Source organism: Streptomyces sp. NPDC104371 (genome assembly GCF_055583785.1).
This window is the reverse complement of the sequence record NZ_JBVJNF010000012.1, coordinates 76,203-91,538: the sequence shown is the minus strand read 5'-3', so window position 1 is coordinate 91,538 and position 15,336 is coordinate 76,203. Positions and strand designations below refer to the sequence as shown.

14 protein-coding genes are annotated in these 15,336 nt (G+C 71.0%); 4 read left to right on the top strand and 10 right to left on the bottom strand.

The window, feature by feature from the left end; all coding sequences use genetic code 11:
- Positions 1–40 precede the first annotated feature (40 nt).
- From ACZ60T_RS29735 to ACZ60T_RS29720, 4 genes are read right to left on the bottom strand one after another with little or no spacing between them, the layout of a single operon-like run.
- Positions 41–1,102 (bottom strand): UDP-N-acetylmuramate dehydrogenase, encoded by a 1,062-nt coding sequence (locus tag ACZ60T_RS29735; RefSeq protein WP_469668713.1) that lies wholly within the window; start codon positions 1,100–1,102, stop codon positions 41–43.
- A 9-nt stretch (positions 1,103–1,111) separates the two neighbouring features.
- Positions 1,112–2,152 carry a serine hydrolase domain-containing protein gene (locus ACZ60T_RS29730; RefSeq protein ID WP_469668712.1) on the bottom strand — a complete coding sequence of 347 codons (1,041 nt, stop codon included), beginning with the start codon at positions 2,150–2,152 and terminating at the stop codon, positions 1,112–1,114.
- Entirely contained in the window at positions 2,149–3,450 is a 1,302-nt protein-coding gene (locus ACZ60T_RS29725) for a UDP-N-acetylglucosamine 1-carboxyvinyltransferase (RefSeq protein WP_469668711.1), read from the bottom strand. Before ACZ60T_RS29725 ends, ACZ60T_RS29730 begins: the two co-directional genes overlap by 4 nt.
- 5 nt (positions 3,451–3,455) lie before the next feature.
- On the bottom strand, positions 3,456–4,184 hold the full coding sequence (locus tag ACZ60T_RS29720) for an LbetaH domain-containing protein (protein WP_469668710.1): 729 nt from the start codon (positions 4,182–4,184) through the stop codon (positions 3,456–3,458).
- A gap of 124 nt (positions 4,185–4,308) precedes the next feature.
- Between ACZ60T_RS29720 and ACZ60T_RS29715 the strand changes: the two genes are divergently transcribed.
- Positions 4,309–5,748 carry a helix-turn-helix domain-containing protein gene (locus ACZ60T_RS29715; protein WP_469668818.1) on the top strand — a complete coding sequence of 480 codons (1,440 nt, stop codon included), beginning with the start codon at positions 4,309–4,311 and terminating at the stop codon, positions 5,746–5,748.
- 196 nt (positions 5,749–5,944) lie between these two features.
- Here the strand turns inward: ACZ60T_RS29715 and ACZ60T_RS29710 are convergent, their stop codons facing one another.
- The gene (locus ACZ60T_RS29710) at positions 5,945–6,322 is read right to left on the bottom strand and encodes a hypothetical protein (protein ID WP_469668708.1); all 378 of its coding nucleotides are present in this window, start codon (positions 6,320–6,322) and stop codon (positions 5,945–5,947) included.
- Positions 6,323–6,630: 308 nt separating this feature from the next.
- On the opposite strand from ACZ60T_RS29710, the gene ACZ60T_RS29705 reads away from it, so the two are divergent.
- Complete coding sequence (locus ACZ60T_RS29705; protein ID WP_469668707.1) at positions 6,631–6,978, top strand: DUF6302 family protein; 348 nt, start codon at positions 6,631–6,633, stop codon at positions 6,976–6,978.
- A 179-nt stretch (positions 6,979–7,157) separates the two neighbouring features.
- Here the strand turns inward: ACZ60T_RS29705 and ACZ60T_RS29700 are convergent, their stop codons facing one another.
- The gene (locus tag ACZ60T_RS29700) at positions 7,158–9,626 is read right to left on the bottom strand and encodes a SpoIIE family protein phosphatase (protein WP_365624153.1); all 2,469 of its coding nucleotides are present in this window, start codon (positions 9,624–9,626) and stop codon (positions 7,158–7,160) included.
- 377 nt (positions 9,627–10,003) lie between these two features.
- Here ACZ60T_RS29700 and ACZ60T_RS29695 point away from each other — a divergent pair, with 377 nt between their 5' ends.
- The gene (locus ACZ60T_RS29695) at positions 10,004–10,894 is read left to right on the top strand and encodes a Bax inhibitor-1/YccA family protein (protein ID WP_469668704.1); all 891 of its coding nucleotides are present in this window, start codon (positions 10,004–10,006) and stop codon (positions 10,892–10,894) included.
- A gap of 88 nt (positions 10,895–10,982) precedes the next feature.
- On the opposite strand, the gene ACZ60T_RS29690 is transcribed toward ACZ60T_RS29695, so the two are convergent.
- Positions 10,983–11,210 carry a DUF4287 domain-containing protein gene (locus ACZ60T_RS29690; RefSeq protein ID WP_365624149.1) on the bottom strand — a complete coding sequence of 76 codons (228 nt, stop codon included), beginning with the start codon at positions 11,208–11,210 and terminating at the stop codon, positions 10,983–10,985.
- Positions 11,211–11,322: 112 nt separating this feature from the next.
- Between ACZ60T_RS29690 and ACZ60T_RS29685 the strand changes: the two genes are divergently transcribed.
- Entirely contained in the window at positions 11,323–11,634 is a 312-nt protein-coding gene (locus ACZ60T_RS29685) for a hypothetical protein (protein ID WP_469668703.1), read from the top strand.
- 68 nt (positions 11,635–11,702) lie between these two features.
- Here ACZ60T_RS29685 and ACZ60T_RS29680 read toward each other — a convergent pair whose 3' ends face one another.
- The 3 genes from ACZ60T_RS29680 to ACZ60T_RS29670 all read right to left on the bottom strand — a co-directional run bounded on the left by ACZ60T_RS29680 (position 11,703) and on the right by ACZ60T_RS29670 (position 15,227).
- The gene (locus ACZ60T_RS29680; RefSeq protein WP_365625122.1) at positions 11,703–12,515 is read right to left on the bottom strand and encodes a hypothetical protein; all 813 of its coding nucleotides are present in this window, start codon (positions 12,513–12,515) and stop codon (positions 11,703–11,705) included.
- A 280-nt stretch (positions 12,516–12,795) separates the two neighbouring features.
- Positions 12,796–14,016: an acetyl-CoA C-acetyltransferase gene (locus ACZ60T_RS29675; RefSeq protein WP_469668701.1), complete on the bottom strand. Its 1,221-nt coding sequence runs from the start codon at positions 14,014–14,016 to the stop codon at positions 12,796–12,798.
- A gap of 155 nt (positions 14,017–14,171) precedes the next feature.
- Positions 14,172–15,227, bottom strand: a complete 1,056-nt coding sequence (locus tag ACZ60T_RS29670; RefSeq protein ID WP_365624144.1) for an SGNH/GDSL hydrolase family protein — start codon at positions 15,225–15,227, stop codon at positions 14,172–14,174.
- Positions 15,228–15,336: the final 109 nt, after the last annotated feature.

Sequence of the window (15,336 nt, the reverse complement as noted above, 5' to 3'; positions counted from 1 at the left end):
GGGCGAGGGCTGACACGCAAGAGGCAGCCGTCCACCCGGTTCAGAGCGCAGGAGCCGTGTTCGCTCTCTCTGCCGGGCCGGTGCTGGGGGCTGTTGGCTGTACAGGCTCCGGCTCCAACCGGATGCCGGTCATCTCCCATACCCGCTCAGCCATCTGGAAGAGCGCATGCCGGTACGAGGCGCAGGTTGCTCCGTTCCTCGCCGTGACGGTCAGGGTGCGCCGAGTTGAGCAGTACACGCCCTGCTCGACCCGCTGCCCCGGCCTGTAGCCGCAGTGTTCGAGCAGCCATCCCGCGCCGGCCCGCGTCACGTCGTCGCTGTCGCGGAAGACACGACCACCGGCCTGCTGGAGCTTGCGGGCCTGCTCCCAGGTGACGGGCGGGTTCATGAAGACGCTGCCGACCTGCCTGGCATCTGGCCCGCCGTCAGGGAGGAGCAGTCCGCGTGCCGCGCGGTCCGCGATGACCCCGGCGGCGGTTTCCGCGAGAGGTGGCCGCGCGTCGATCTCCACATCGAGCGCCTGGGCGAGGTGCCCGTACGTCACCGGCGCTGACCGGTCACTGCGCTCCAGGCACAGGGTGACGCTGAGGAGTGTCCATCGGCGTGGCTGCTGTTTGAACACGGAGGTCCGGTACCGGAACGCGCAGGCGTCGGGAGTGAGCCGCACAGAGCGTCCGCTGCGCCAGTCCCATGCGGTGACGGCGACAAGGTGGTCCGCGATCTGCTGCCCGTACGCGCCGGCGTTCTGTACGGGGGCGGCACCGATCGTGCCAGGGATGCCGCCCAGGCACTCGATACCGCTCAGCCCCTCGCTGACGGAGTAGGCCACGACGTCGGCCAGTTGCTCCCCGGCCTGTGCGGTGATCTCCGTGGTGCCGTCGCCGAACCGGTGGGTGGTGATGCCGCGGGTGGCGATGCAGATGACGGGACCGGGGTATCCGGCGTCATCGGCAAGGAGGTTGCTTCCCCCGCCCAGGACGAGCGGCGGCTCTGGTACGGCTCGGACGATGTCGTGCCAGGTGGCCGGATCGGTGTGGGTGAGCCATTGATCGGCTGCGCCGCCGAGGCGGAGCGTGGTGTGGTCTGCTAAGGCTTGGCCCACGGTGTCCTCCTAGGTGGCGGAGAGGGTCTTGAGGGCGAGGGCCCGTAGCGGGGCGATCCGCGTGCGGGCCTGGCCGTTGTAGACCGCGTTCGTGAGGATCAGCAGGTAGCGGCCCGACTTCGGGGCCAAGTACAGGCTGGTCCCGGTGAAGCCGTGGTGGTACATGACGTGGCCGTCGGCGGCGAGGATCCACGACAGGCCGCGGTCAAGGCCCGGCTCGATCACCGCCTGCGGAGCGAGACTGTTCCGCAACCAGGCCCCGAGGCCGAGGGCGTCCCCGTCCTGGTAGGCGGTGAGCAGCGCTGTTGCGTAGGCGGCGAGGTCGCGTGCGGTGGCGAAGACCCCGGCGTGCCCGGCCACACCGCCCATCAGCGCGGCGTTGTCGTCGTGCGGTGCGCCCCAGATACGGGGCGCACCGGGGATGCGCTGTTCGGTCGGTGCCACCTGCGGGCCGCGGCCGACAGGCCCGTACTGCGACTCCTGCATGCCGAGGCCGTTCCACAGTTCGTCGGCCAGGACATCCAGGGGGCGGCCGTGGACGTGGGCGAGAGCCAGGCCGAGCAGGATGTAGCCCCGGTTGATGTAGCGGTGACTGCCTGGCACGTCCTCAAGGGGTTCTCGGCACAGGAGTTCGTGCAAGGGCTCGGCGGTGCTGCCTCGGTACAGGTCGAGCCGGGTGGAGGCGCGCAACCCGGAGGTGTGGGCCAGGAGTTGGCGGACGGTGGCCTGGCCGCTCGGGGTCTCACCGCTCATGGGCGGAAGGAAGTTCCGTACGGGCTGGTCGAGTTCGAGGAGCCCGGCCGCGATCGCCTGCCCGACCAGAGGCCACGTGGCCACGACCTTCGTCAGCGACGCGATGTCGTAGAGCGTGTCCTCGTCAGGGGCCGTCTCGCCGAGTTCGGCAGCGATGATGCCAGCGGTGAGGACGGCAGGCGTCCCGGTGGTGCTGCCGTAGACGAGGATGCCTCCCGGAGCGGCGCCGTCGGCCACGGCGCTGGTGAGGGAGTCTTGCAGGCGGGCCAGGTCGTCACGGGTGACGTCGGCGGTCATGGGTGGGCCTCCGGGAGGGTGGTGATGTCGGCCCCCAGCGTGGCGAGATTGGACAGCAGGTGCCCGTAGCCGCGCCGAAGGTGGTACATGCCGCGGATCGTAGAGGCGCCGTCTGCCGCCAGGGCGGCCAGCAGCAGAGCTGTGACGGCGCGGATGTCTTCTGCGGCGACGTCGGCCGCGCGCAGACGGGTCTTGCCGTGTACGGAGATGAGCGAGCCTCGGGAGGAGATCTCGGCGCCGAAGACAACGAGGCCCGCCACGTGGGTGTCGCGCCGGGGGTAGATCCGCTCGGCGATGAGGGAGCTTCCCTGGGCCTGCGTGAGCATCGCGGTCAGTTGCGGTGCGGTGTCCGTCGGCAGCCCCGGATGCGGACCGGTCGCTGTCTCCACGGCGCGCAGCGGCCCGTGCAGGACCGTGTGCACGGTGGTGTCGGGTCCGTCGATCAGGTGCACGCCTGCGTCGGCGAAGGCGGCGGCCAGGCCGTGGGGGATGTCGGCGGTGGTGATGCCGGTGAGGGCGATGCTTCCTCCGGTCACCGCTGCGGCCATGATCATGGTGGCGGCTTCGATGCGGTCGCCGGTCACGGTGAACGAGCCGCCGCCGATGTGGTGGGCTCCGGTGACGCGGAGGCCGTCTTTGCCCCACTCCACGCCGACGCCTCGGTCAATGAGGAAACGGGCGGTTTCGGTGACTTCCGGTTCGATGGAGGGGCTGGTGATGCGGCTGGTTCCCGGGGCGCGAGAGGCGAGCAGCATCGCCGTGACCGTGGCGCCGAGGCTCGGCCCGTAAGGGGTACGCACGTCCACAGTGAACGGACGCACCCCACCGGGTGCGCATCGGGCGGTGAACCGGTCGCCATCGGCGGTGACGGTCGCGCCTGCCGCTTCCATCGCTGCCAGGTGGCGGTCGATCAGTCGCGCGCAGAACGCATCCCCGCCCGGCGAAGGGAAGGTGACTTGCCCGGCCCTGGCCAGGACCGCGGCGGCCAGGACGCACGTGGTGCGCACTCGGCGCCCCAACTGAAGATGGATCACCGGCCGGGGAACGTCCGCCGGGCTGACGGTGAAGTGCCCGTCAACGACCGTGACATGAGTTCCTGTGTGGGCGAGGATCCGGGCACACACGTCTGTGTCGAGGATCGACGGGACGCCGTGCAGGACCAGCGGAGCGTCCGCGAGGAGGGCAGCCGCATACAGGTGCAGTGCGATGTTCTTGCTGCCCTGCACCCGGATTTGGCCGCTGAGCGGCCGACCGCCGGTTACCTGGACGACGAGGCTGTCCGCGAGAGGCTGGGGCATGACGGTCACCTCACCCAGGAGCCGGCGGGCAGGATGCCGCCGACCTGCTGGCGCGGGTAGATGACGGTGCCGGGGCCGATGAGCGTGCCCGGCGACAGGACGGTCCCGGCGGGGAGGGCGACCCGGTCGCCGATGACCGCGCCGAACTTGGTCTGTCCGGTGCCGAAGCGCTGCCCGTCGAGGGTGACAGTGATCTCGTCCATGGCGGGCTCGGTGACGGGACCGGTGGCGCGCAGCCCGGTGGTGGACACGAAGGCGCCGACGTTGACCCCCTGGCCGAGCACGGAGTCGCCGACGAAGCTGGGGTGCTTCATGAAGCACCCGCCCGCCAGCAGACTGCGCGTGATCTCCGCTCCGAAGCCGACCTGGCAGTCCGGGCCGATGACCGTGTGGTCGCGAACCAGGGCGCCACTGGAGATGACCGAGCCGGAGCAGACCAGGACGGGGCCGACGACTCGGGCGCCCGCCTCGATGCGGGCACCGGCCTGGACGATGACGTCGCCCTCGATGACGGCGCCGTCATCGAAGGAGTCGCGCCGCGCCGGAAGCAGGCTTTGCGGCGCGTTCAGTGCCAGGGTGAGCGCGGCTTTGATGTCGAACACGGTTCGGCAGGACTCCAGCAGCCCGGCGATGAAGCTGCTGGTGGTCGCGGTGATGTAGTAGCCCGGGGTGAGGCGGATGTCCGGGGCCGGGGCGGGTGCCGCAGGCCGGGTGACGGGGTCGGAGACACGCATCAGGTACCTCCCGGATGCCTGAAAGGGCGGCGGCCTCGGGTGGGGCCGCCATGCATCCCAGGGCACCGCGTCGGCCGGATGGGCGGCAGCCTGATTTGAATGGCACGCAAGCGGTTTGCATCTCATGCAAACGGCTCGACAGGACATGTCCAGGCCCTACTCTGGGGCGCATCGGTCTTGCCCACCCTGGGACGGCGACATGAACGGTCGTGGAAACCCACAGGTCACGGCAGTATCTGCGCTCACACCCGGTCAGATCATCCGCCGGGCGCGCCTCATGCTGGGGATGACGCTTGCTGAGTTGGGAGCGCTCACCGGGTACTCGGCTGCCCAGGTCTCCCGCTACGAGCGGAACAAGTCCCTGCTGACCGACGTCGGGGTACTGCGCAGATTCGCCAGGGCCTTGGACATCCCGGCCCAGGGCTTCGGGCTCGTGCCCACTGCGCCGCCCAGACGGACGTCCAGGCAAGGCTCCTATCCGCGTCTGCCCGCCCCTAGGGTGGAGGCAGGAGGCGACGGCGGGGAGGGCTCGGTGGACCGGCGGACACTGCTCACAGGCCTGACAGCCTCAGCGGCTGCGGCCGTGGGCGCTCCGATCCTCTCCAGTACCGGCGCAGCGGAAGACCGTCCCGTCGGGGAGCGCCTCGTCGAAGGACTGCGGGACGCCACGCTCGGCTTGGCCCTCGGAGCTTCCGACTTGACACCGGACCAACTCCCCACCGAACTGGCCCGAGCCAGCAGCGACCTTGCCACCGCCAGGTACGGCCGCCTCGCCCAACGGCTTCCGCAGCTTCTGCGCGCGGCTCACCAGACTTCCGGAACGGGCCACTACCCGGTTCTTGCACACGGCTACCTGCTCGCCACCCGCGTCCTGATCAAACTTCATGAGCCGCAACTCGGCTGGATGGCGGCCGACCGGGCTCGGCAGATCGCTCACGCCGCCGGTATCCCGCTGGCCATCGCCGAGGCCGTCCGGCAGCAGGCCGTGCTGGCCCGCCAAGCCGGGTGGCACGACCAGTCCCTCGCTCTCGCTCTGGCCGCGGCGGACGACAGCGCACTTCGCGGCCTCGGGGCGGCCGGTCAGGCACAGCGCGGGCTTCTCATCCAGTGCGCCGCCTACACCGTCGCCCACCAGGGCGACAAGAAGGGGATGCGAACACTGACCGAGGAGGCAGCCTCCATCGCCAAAGGCCTCGGGCACAGCACGTACCTGAAGGACACAGCAGGCGGGTTCACGCCCGCCACCGTCCAACTCCACCTGATCTCAGCCGAGCACAAGGCCGGCGACCTCGGAGCTGCTGTCGCCGCGGCGCGCGCTCTGAACCCCGCCATGCTGCCGACGATCGAGCGCCGCGCCTTGTACTTCACCGATCTGGCTACGGCGCACGGGCAGTGGGGTCACAGGGACGAATGCCTGGCCGCCCTCCTGGAAGCCGAGCGCTGGGCGCCGGAGGAGACTCGCTCCCGGCCAAGGGTGCGTGCGCTGGTGGGCGGGCTCTTGGTGTCAGGCCGATCCTCACTCGAACTGCGGGCGCTCGCGGCCCGATGCGGAGCCCTGGCCTGACGCCGAGTGATGCTGCCGCCGCGTGCCGACCCTCGGGAACCTCGTGGTGCGTGTCCTTCGCACGGCCAGGGCAGTTGTTGCGTACGAATCACCCCGTGCCGTTCTAATCGCCCCGGGTTCGACGGCCAAGTCGTAGAGCACGACGTCGGTCGGCGCCGTACCGCAGTGCCCCTTGACGCCTCCCCTTCACAGTCGCTCAGGGCATCGCACAGGCTGGGCAGCATGCAGCGGAGACCCGCATCTGCGGGCCGCCGCTGGGGAGAGAGAGCCCGATGTCCTTGAGGTACCACTCAGACAGGTCGGCCATCATCGGCGTTCCACATCGCACGCAGGTCCGTTTCGCGAGGTTGCGCTCATGGCAGCGGAGACACAGCGCCTTCAGCGGGCTCTCAGCGAGCCGCACGATGGTTTGGGGGCCGGAGTGCAGGTGGAGGCAGAAGTCCGTGGGCCGGACCTCCACGGTGGCCGCGATCTTCTCCTTGAGCCAGCCGGGGAGATCGGCCGAGGTGATCTTGCGGGCGCGGAAAGTGCCGGGGAGCGCGTGCCGGGCGAGGATGTCGCCATCGTGGGTCATGGGGTCAACGTAGGGGCAGACCGCGGGGGTTGGGGCGGGTTTCGGAAGCCGTGCAATTGCACGGTGCGCCCGACATACCTGACGCGCCTCACCGGGACCAGCACATCTAGGCCTGCCGGGCGGCACCGTCCGGCCAGACAATATCTACGGGCAGTCCGATTGTGCGGGCCTCGAGGACGGTCTCCGCAGTTCAGGAAGTCGTCCGGCGCCTGGCCGCGCTCCCGCACCACTGCGTCGTGCTCGGGCACGACGTGGCCGCGAACGCTGACTTCACATCTCCGTAAGGACGGCGAGAGGACGAGTGGGAGATGTCGTGGTACCGCGAGCGGCTGCTTGACGCGACGATCCTCGGTAGGGCGCTCGTGGTCGTCGTAGGCGGCATCGGGCACCTGGCGGTGCCGGTCGGCGGCCAGCGGCGCGGCGGGTACATCAGCGCCGACGACCGCGAGACCGTCCGCAGGTTGCGCGACGCGCTTGAAGGGCGCCCCGGCTTCCCTCGGGTGCGGGTGTGCTGGTCGAGGTGCCGGAGCGTGTGCCACGTCATTCAGTGGGGTGAGGACGCCCCGGCCGACGATGATGCGGCACGAGGCGAGTTCTACGGCTACACCACTGTGGCAATCAGGCGATTCGCGGAGGACGAGATGGCGCTCTGGTGACAGGCGCTCGGTTGGCGGCCGAACAGCCTGTCGAGAACTGGCCTGTGCTCTCACCCGTGCTCCCATGAGAGCACGGACCGCGTGCTGACTCGGGCTGAGTAGGGCTGGTCCGGGCTGAGGCGGGCTCACTCGGGGTGCCCGAGTTTGGGATTTGAGGAAGGCGCAGGACATACGGCGCCTCAGGGGATCTCCTGCTCGGTCCAGATGATCTTGCCGCCGGATGTATGGCGTGTGCCCCAGCGATGGGAGAGCTGGGCCACGAGGAAGAGGCCACGGCCGCCCTCATCCGTGCTCCGGGCGTGCCGGAGCCGTGGTGAGGTGCTGCTGGCGTCGCCGACCTCGCAGGTCAGCCGGCCGTTACGGAGCAGCCGTAGCCGTACCGGCCCCGAGGCGTAGCGGATCGCGTTGGTGACCAGCTCACTGGCGATGAGTTCCGTCGTGACGGCCATCTCCGCGAGGCCCCAGTCCTCCAGCGTGCGGATGACCCGGGCACGGGCGTCGCCGACGGCGGCCGGATCGAGGGGCACGTCCCACTCGGCGACCTGATCGGGGCTCAGGGCGTGGGTACGGGCCAACAGCAGGGCCACGTCGTCGGGTTGAGGAACCGGCACCAGGCGCCGCACCACACTCGAACTCAGCGTCTCGAGGCTCTCGGAGGGCTCGGACAGTGCCTCTCCCAGACGCGTCATGCCCAGCTCCATGTCGCGGTCGGCCCCCAGGAGGAGCCCGTCGGTGTAGAGCCCGAGCAGGCTGTTCTCGGCCAGCTCGATCTCGGCGGCCTCGAACGCCAGCCCGCCGAGGCCGAGCGGCGGTCCCGCGGGGAGCTCCGGATAGGACACCTCCCCCTCGGGGGTGACCACGACCGGGGGCGGATGCCCGGCCCGCGCCATCGCGCAGCGCCGCGCCACCGGATCGTAGACGGCGTACAGACAGGTCGCCCCGAGCACGGTCGTACTGGTCCGGTCCGTGCTGTCACCGTCGCCGTCGTCCTCCTCCTCGCTCAGCCGGAGCACGAGATCGTCGAGATGGGCGAGGAGTTCGTCGGGCGGCAGATCCATGTCGGCGAGGGTCTGCACCGCGGTACGCAGCCGGCCCATGGTCGCCGCCGCGGTGATGCCGTGCCCGACCACGTCGCCGACGACGAGACCCACCCGGGCGCCGGACAGCGGGATCACGTCGAACCAGTCGCCGCCGACCCCGCCGGCCGCGTCGGCCGGCAGATAGAACGAGGCCACCTCCATCGCCGTGCCGCCGGTCAGGGCGTGCGGCAGCAGGCTGTGCTGCAGCGTGACCGCCGCCGTGTGCTCCCGGCTGAAGCGGCGGGCGTTGTCGATGCCGAGCGCCGCCCGCGCCACCACTTCCCGGGCCAGCAGGACATCGTCCGAGTCGAAGGGCACCGGGTTCTGCGACCGCATGAACGTGGCGAGGCCGAGGACGGTGTTCCGCGCCCGCATCGGCACGCAGATCAGGGAGTGCAGTCCGAACTCGTCGACCCGCGCGTTCCGGTCGGACTGCGCGTCGTCCCACAGCGGGGTGGCCGGATCGATGACCGGTACGAAGATCGGTTCGCCATGGACGAGCAGGTTCGCCTGGCGGGGCACCGGGTCGAAGTCCACCGTGTCCCCGATCCGCGCGACCGCCTCCGGGCAGCCCTCCCGCACCGAACTCATGCCCGTCCGGCGCATCACCGGCCGGGCGATCGACAGTTCGGCATCGGGCAGCCACACCCCCTGCCCCCGGGCGCTGAGGACGGACTCCAGCAGATCGACGACGACGAAGTCCGCGAAGCGGGGGACGGCGAAATCGGCGAGTTCCTGGGCCGTCCGCGTCATGTCCAGGGTCCTGCCGACGCTGCTCCCGGCCTCGTTGACCAGCATCAGAAGCTGACGTGCCTTCCATCGCTCGGTGATGTCCATGACCATGTAGCAGACGCCGGTGACGGACTGGTCGGCGTCCACCAACGGGAAGAGTGAGCAGGAGTAGGCGCGCTGGCGATACGGATCGGCCCAGCTCCACCCCACGTACTCGTGGTCGAGAACCGGTATCCCGGTCAGCAGCACCTTGCGCATCAGGGCCTCGAGGGCGGAGGTGTCCAGGCCCGGCAGGATGTCGGTCATCCGCTGCCCCAGCCGCTGCTCCCGGGGCACCCCGCCGAAGCGTTCCAGGGTGTCGTTCAGCCAGACGTAGCGGAGCTGGACGTCCAGCACCGCCATGCCGACCGGTGAGCGGGTGAGGAAGCCGTCGAGCACGGACTGGCCCACCGTCCACTGCTGCTTGCGCTCGCGCGCCGAGATCAGGAAGCACTCGTCCGCGCCGAGCTGAAAGGACGCGGACACCCGCAGATCGGCCTCGAGGCGCTCGCCGTTGCGGCGCCGCAGCAGGACCAGGCCGCTCCACCCCATCCCCGCGCGGCAACGCTCCGCGACGCTCGCGACACGGACCGGGTCTCCGCGCATGCCCAGCAGCCGTGCGGCGGACTCGCCGACCACCTCCCGGGCCCGATAGCCGAGGAGCGCCTCGGCGGGACGGGTCCAGCCCAGCACGAGCCCGTCCGCGCGGACCACAGCCGTCGCGTCACTGGACGCGTCGAAGAGATCGCGTGGTCCTGCGGACAGCGGCACATCGGAGCCGTTTCGCCCGGGAGACATTCATCTCATCCTCTCCACGGTCAATGTTCCTGCTTGCCCGTCCGATGCGCACGGCCCCGCGAGGCCGCCGCCCGGCCCCCCGTCCTGACCCGCCCTCAGCGCCATGGCGGACGCCGGGCCCGCCAGGGCGCCGACGGGTGGGACGTCGGCGGTCGGCCATCGGAGTGACATTGCGGCACCGGTTCGGTCAGCGGCCGGTCTCGGCCAGGTACCGAGTTGGTCAGGGTGCGCGGGGTTCTGTGCCAGGAATCACCCGTACGCGTACCGTGTTGCCGACAAGGACAAGGGAAAGATCCTCCCGAAGCAGTAGAGTCAATCCTTTGCCTACCTATTACTCTTGAGCCCAAGGCCGCGCAGGGTGGCCATGGAGGAGTGAAATGAGGAGCAGCAACCCGGTCTTCTCGCGACGGGGGTTCAGCCGCGACAACGGCTACGCGGGCTTCAACACCGCGCCGCAGGCCGGGGGAGCCGCTGCCGGAACGCAGGGCAACCCGTACGCGCAGGGCAACCCGTACGCGACCGGTAACCCGTACGCCCAGAACCCCTACGCCCCGCAGGCGCCGTACGGCGCCCCGCCGCAGGCCCCGGCCACCACCGGCCGCATGACGATGGACGACGTCGTCATGCGCTCGGCCATGACGCTCGGCACGGTCGCCGTCACGGCGATCCTCGCCTGGGCGGTCCTTCCGGTCACGTCCAGCAGCTACGGCCTCGCCATCGGCTCGGCCCTCGTCGCGTTCGTCCTGGCGATGGTCCAGTCCTTCAAGCGCAAGCCCGTGCCCGCGCTGATCCTCGGGTACGCCGCCTTCGAAGGCGTCTTCCTGGGCGTCATCAGCGAGATGTACAACGCCCGGTGGGCCGGCGCGCCCTTCCAGGCCGTGCTCGGCACCATGGCGGTCTCCGGCGCCACCCTGCTCGTCTACAAGGCGGGCTGGATCCGGGTGACCGCGCGGTACGCCCGGATCGGCATGGCCATCGCCATCGCCTTCGTCCTGGCCACGGCGGTCAACCTGCTGCTGGTCGTCTTCGGGGTCGCCCCCGACGGCGGGCTGCGCAGCATGGGCCCGCTGGGCGCGATCGTCGGCGTGATCGCGATCCTGATCGGCGCGTTCTTCCTGACCCTCGACTTCAAGCAGATCGAGGACGGCATCGCCTACGGCGCGCCGCGCGAGGAGGCCTGGCTGGCCGCGTTCGGTCTGACCATGACCCTCGTGTGGATCTACGTCGAGATGCTGCGGCTGGTCGCCATCTTCAGCAGCAGCGACTGACGCTCCGGACGAACCGCCACGGAACACAGGCGAAGGGCCCGCGAACCCCACGGTTCGCGGGCCCTTCGCCTGTCCGCGAGGGCGGTGCTCAGAGCAGCTTGCGCGCGGCCCGCCGCAGGCCGTACTCGTGGATGATCGCCTTGGCGTGGCCGTACGCGAGATCGTGCTCGTGCCGGAGCCAGTGGACCTTCTCCTCGAAGCAGAGAGCGGGGCCTTCGTCGACGGTGCGCAGCCAGTCGGAGATTTCACGGCCGGTGCACTGGGGGATGCGGGCGAGCAGATTGCGATGGGTCTCTTCGGAGAGGATGTGGGACATCGGCGCCTCCGGACGCTCTCGTGGCCGGTCCTTCTCGTCACCGTGCCTGAGCGTTCGTCCGTTGGCAACAGTCCGTTGGCACCAGTCCCACCTGGGCGCGTAGTCTCGCGGGGTGCTTGATACGACGCCTTTGACCCGGGCCGTTGACCATTTCGCCGACCGGTTGCGGGCCGCTCCGCAGAGCAGGTTGCAGCGGGGTGCGGCGGCCGAGGCGCTCGGGCTGGCGAGGGAACTGGCGCGGCGCGCCCAGCTTCTGGAGGAGCCCGCGGCCGAGCCCCGCGAGATGCCGGACGCGGGCATGTTCGCCGCCGCCGACCAGATCACGGTCGCCGCGCACGACCTGGCGCTGGTCCTGCGGGACCCGGAGGAACTCGAGACGGCGGTGACCCTCGTGGACGAGGCGTTGAAGCGCGCCGGGATCTGAGCGGCGCGGGGCGGCCGTCGCCTGCGGCAGTTCCTACGGCAGTCGCGTACGAGGTTCCTACGGTGTCGCTACAGGGACGCGACCACGCGGTCCGCGAGGACGTAGACGCTCTCCTCGCCGCACGCGAACGTGAGCGCGTACGCGCCCGAGACGCCCGAGCCGCCGAGGAGGACCGGGGCGCGCCCGGTGTCCAGGGCCGCGATCAGGCGCTCCGCGGTCTCGCGGTGGCCGGGGGTCATGCACAGCGTCGTACCGTCCGCGAAGACATAGATGTCGAGGGTGCCCAGCGGCCCCGGGCGGACATCGGCGAGTTCGGTGCGGGCCGCGGCCAGGTCCTCCAGGCAGGCGATCGTCTGCTCGTGGTCGCTGATGATCGGCGACGGCGCCGGGACGAAGTCCGGGTGCGAGGGGTGGCGGCGGCGGGCGGCGGCCAGTTCGGGCGACTCTCCGCCCGCGTCCACGGGGGTGCTCCCGGCGAACCCGCTCTCGTCGGCGGCGGGCTCGGCCACCGGCTCCAGGCTGTCGTGCTCCAGGCCCGCGAAGTCCGACTGGCGGGGCAGGAAGAGTTCGGTGTCGGGCAGGCCGAGCAGGGGCGGGAGGTCGGCGAGGTCCCGGGCTTCCTGAGCGGCCCAGAAGGCGCGTGCCTCGGCCAGTTCGCGCTCCCGTTCCTCGGCGAGCGCCTGGGACACGGCGGTGCGTATCTCCTCCGTGTCGGCGGTGGAGCGGGCGGCGGGCACCAGCCCGCGCGTCTGCGCGGCGCGGCTCGCGGTGAGTTCGCTGTGCAGGGCCGCGACCTGGCGGCGCAGTGCCCGCACGGAGCACAGGACGGCCACGCCCACGCCCGCGGTGGCGGCCGTGGTGAGCAGCAGAGCGATCGGCATGGTGCTCACTGAACGTACTCCCGGTTCACAGTCGACCCCGACTTCCTACCTCAGCTTGGCGGGCGGACTCGCCACCTGTCAGTGCGTAAGGTCACGAAACGGACAGGTCCTGGTCGCTGCGGTACCCCACTCAACGGGCTCTGACCTGGGCCGATACCCGGTGGAGGGAGTTAGATCACATCCTGGGGGAGATTGGATCACGGAACGGCCCGGAGCCTCGAAGGACGCGAGGCTCCGGGCCGCACGGGAAGGGCGGGCTCACGGGGAAGGGCGGGTGCCGTCAGCTCAGGCGCTCGATGACCATGGCCATGCCCTGGCCGCCGCCGACGCACATGGTCTCCAGGCCGAACTGCTTGTCGTGCCACTGGAGCGAGTTGATCAGCGTGCCGGTGATGCGGGCGCCGGTCATGCCGAAGGGGTGGCCGACGGCGATGGCGCCGCCGTTCACGTTCAGCTTCTCCAGCGGGATGCCCAGGTCCTGGTAGGAGGGGATCACCTGGGCGGCGAAGGCCTCGTTGATCTCGACGAGGTCGATGTCGCCGATGGTGAGACCGGCCCGCTTCAGGGCCTGGTTGCTGGCCTCGACGGGGCCGTAGCCCATGATCTCGGGGGAGAGCGCGGAGACACCGGTGGAGACGATCCGCGCCAGCGGCGTGAGCCCCAGCTCGCGGGCCTTGGTGTCGCTCATGATGACCAGCGCGGCGGCGCCGTCGTTGAGGGGGCAGCAGTTGCCGGCGGTGACGCGGCCGTCGGGGCGGAAGACGGGCTTGAGGCCGGAGACGCCCTCCAGGGTGACCCCGGCGCGCGGGCCGTCGTCCGTGCTGACGACCGTGCCGTCCGGGAGGGTCACCGGGGTGATCTCGCGCTCCCAGAACCCGTTCGCGATGGCCTGCTCGGCGAGGTTCTGCGAGCGGACGCCGAACGCGTCCATCTCCTCGCGGGTGATGCCCTTGAGCCGGGCGAGGTTCTCGGCGGTCTGGCCCATCGCGATGTACGCGTCGGGGACCAGGCCGTCCTCGCGCGGGTCGTGCCAGTCGGCGCCTTCGGACGCGGCGACCGCGGCGGTGCGGGCCTCGGCGTCGGCGAAGAGCGGGTTGTGGGTGTCCGGGAGGCCGTCGGAGGTGCCCTTGACGCTGCGGCTGACCATCTCGACACCGGCGGAGATGAAGACGTCGCCCTCACCGGCCTTGATGGCGTGCAGGGCCATCCGCGAGGTCTGCAGCGAGGAGGAGCAGTAGCGGGTGATGGTGCACCCCGGGAGGTGGTCCATGCCCATCTGCACGGCGACGATCCGGCCGAGGTTGTGCCCCTGCTCGCCGCCGGGCAGGCCGCAGCCCAGCATCAGGTCGTCGATGTCCTTCGGGTCCAGCTCGGGGACCTTGGCGAGGGCCGCCTGGATGATCGTGGCGGTGAGGTCGTCGGGGCGCAGGTCCTTCAGGGAGCCCTTGAAGGCGCGGCCGATGGGGGAGCGGGCGGTCGAGACGATGACGGCTTCGGGCATGACGGCTCCAGTGCGAGGAAGGCAGGGCTGTGGGCGAAGTTACCCGCACGTACGGTGCGGGTCACCAGCCCGGCAGTGTGACTCCGACCGCATTCCTAAGCGCTTGCTTTCCCTTCCGAGTGACCTCCGAAGACCACCGCGGCCCCCGTCCAGGGTCACACCGTGGCGTCCGGAGCCGGAGCCGGTGCGGCGTCCGGAGTCGGCAGCCGCCGCCGACGGCGACGCTTGAGCAGGGCCCACGGGCCCCGCGGACCCGTCGGCACGGCGGCGGCGACCTCGGTGCCCGCCTCCGAGGCGGCCTCGGCCGCGGCGCGGGCCACCGGCAGGAAGCCCTCGCGGCGCGAGACGTCCGGGCGCTCCTCCTCGGCCGGCCACAGGCCGAGAGCCGCGCAGACCGTCGGCAGGACCGCCATCGCCGCCGTGGCATAGCCCTCGGCGGAGGGGTGGTAGTTGTCGGGGCCGAACAGCTCGCGCGGGTTCGCCTCGAACTCCGGGCCGAGCAGATCGCCCAGCGACACCGTACGGCCGCCCTGCTCGACCGCGCCGATCGTCTGGGCCGCGGCCAGTTGCCGTGAGGCCCGGCGGGCCAGCCAGCGCAGCGGCTGCTGCACCGGTTCGATCGTGCCCAGGTCGGGGCAGGTGCCCACGACGACCTCCGCGCCCGCCGTACGCAACCGGCGGACCGCCGCCGACAGATGGCGCACCGAGCGGGTCGGCGGGATGCGGTGGGTGACGTCGTTCGCGCCGATCATGATGACGCAGATGTCGGGCAGCCGGTCATGGTCCCGCAGCGCCAGGGTCACCTGGCGGTCCAGGTCGTCGGACTGGGCCCCGGCCAGCGCCACGTTGCGCAGCTCCACCGGGCGCTCCGCGACCGCCGCGAGCCCCGAGGCCAGCAGCGCCCCGGGCGTCTGACGGAAGCGGCGCACGCCCTGTCCGGAGGCCGTGGAGTCGCCGAGCAGTGTCAGCCGCAGGGGCACCGGGGCGTCGTCCTTCCCGGCCGCGTCCGAGCGGAGGCCCTCCCAGCCGTACACGCCGTCGGCGCTCGGCGGGTGCGGAGCGTGGCCGTTGCCCACATGGCGCTTGGCCATCTGCACCTCCGCCAGCACCAGCCCTATGGCAGCCGCTCCCACCAGGCCGATCCCGCCACCGCCGTACGCCGCGCCCGCCGCGATGCGCCGTGCCACTCTGGCTCTGGACATGCTCGACATGCGTCGCCGCCACCTCCTCGTAGCCGTACACCCAGTGCTTGCCCCGTACGCCCCGTCGTCCAATCTCGACAGGACGTAACGTCCGGGGCGGCCCGCCCGCTCCGGACCA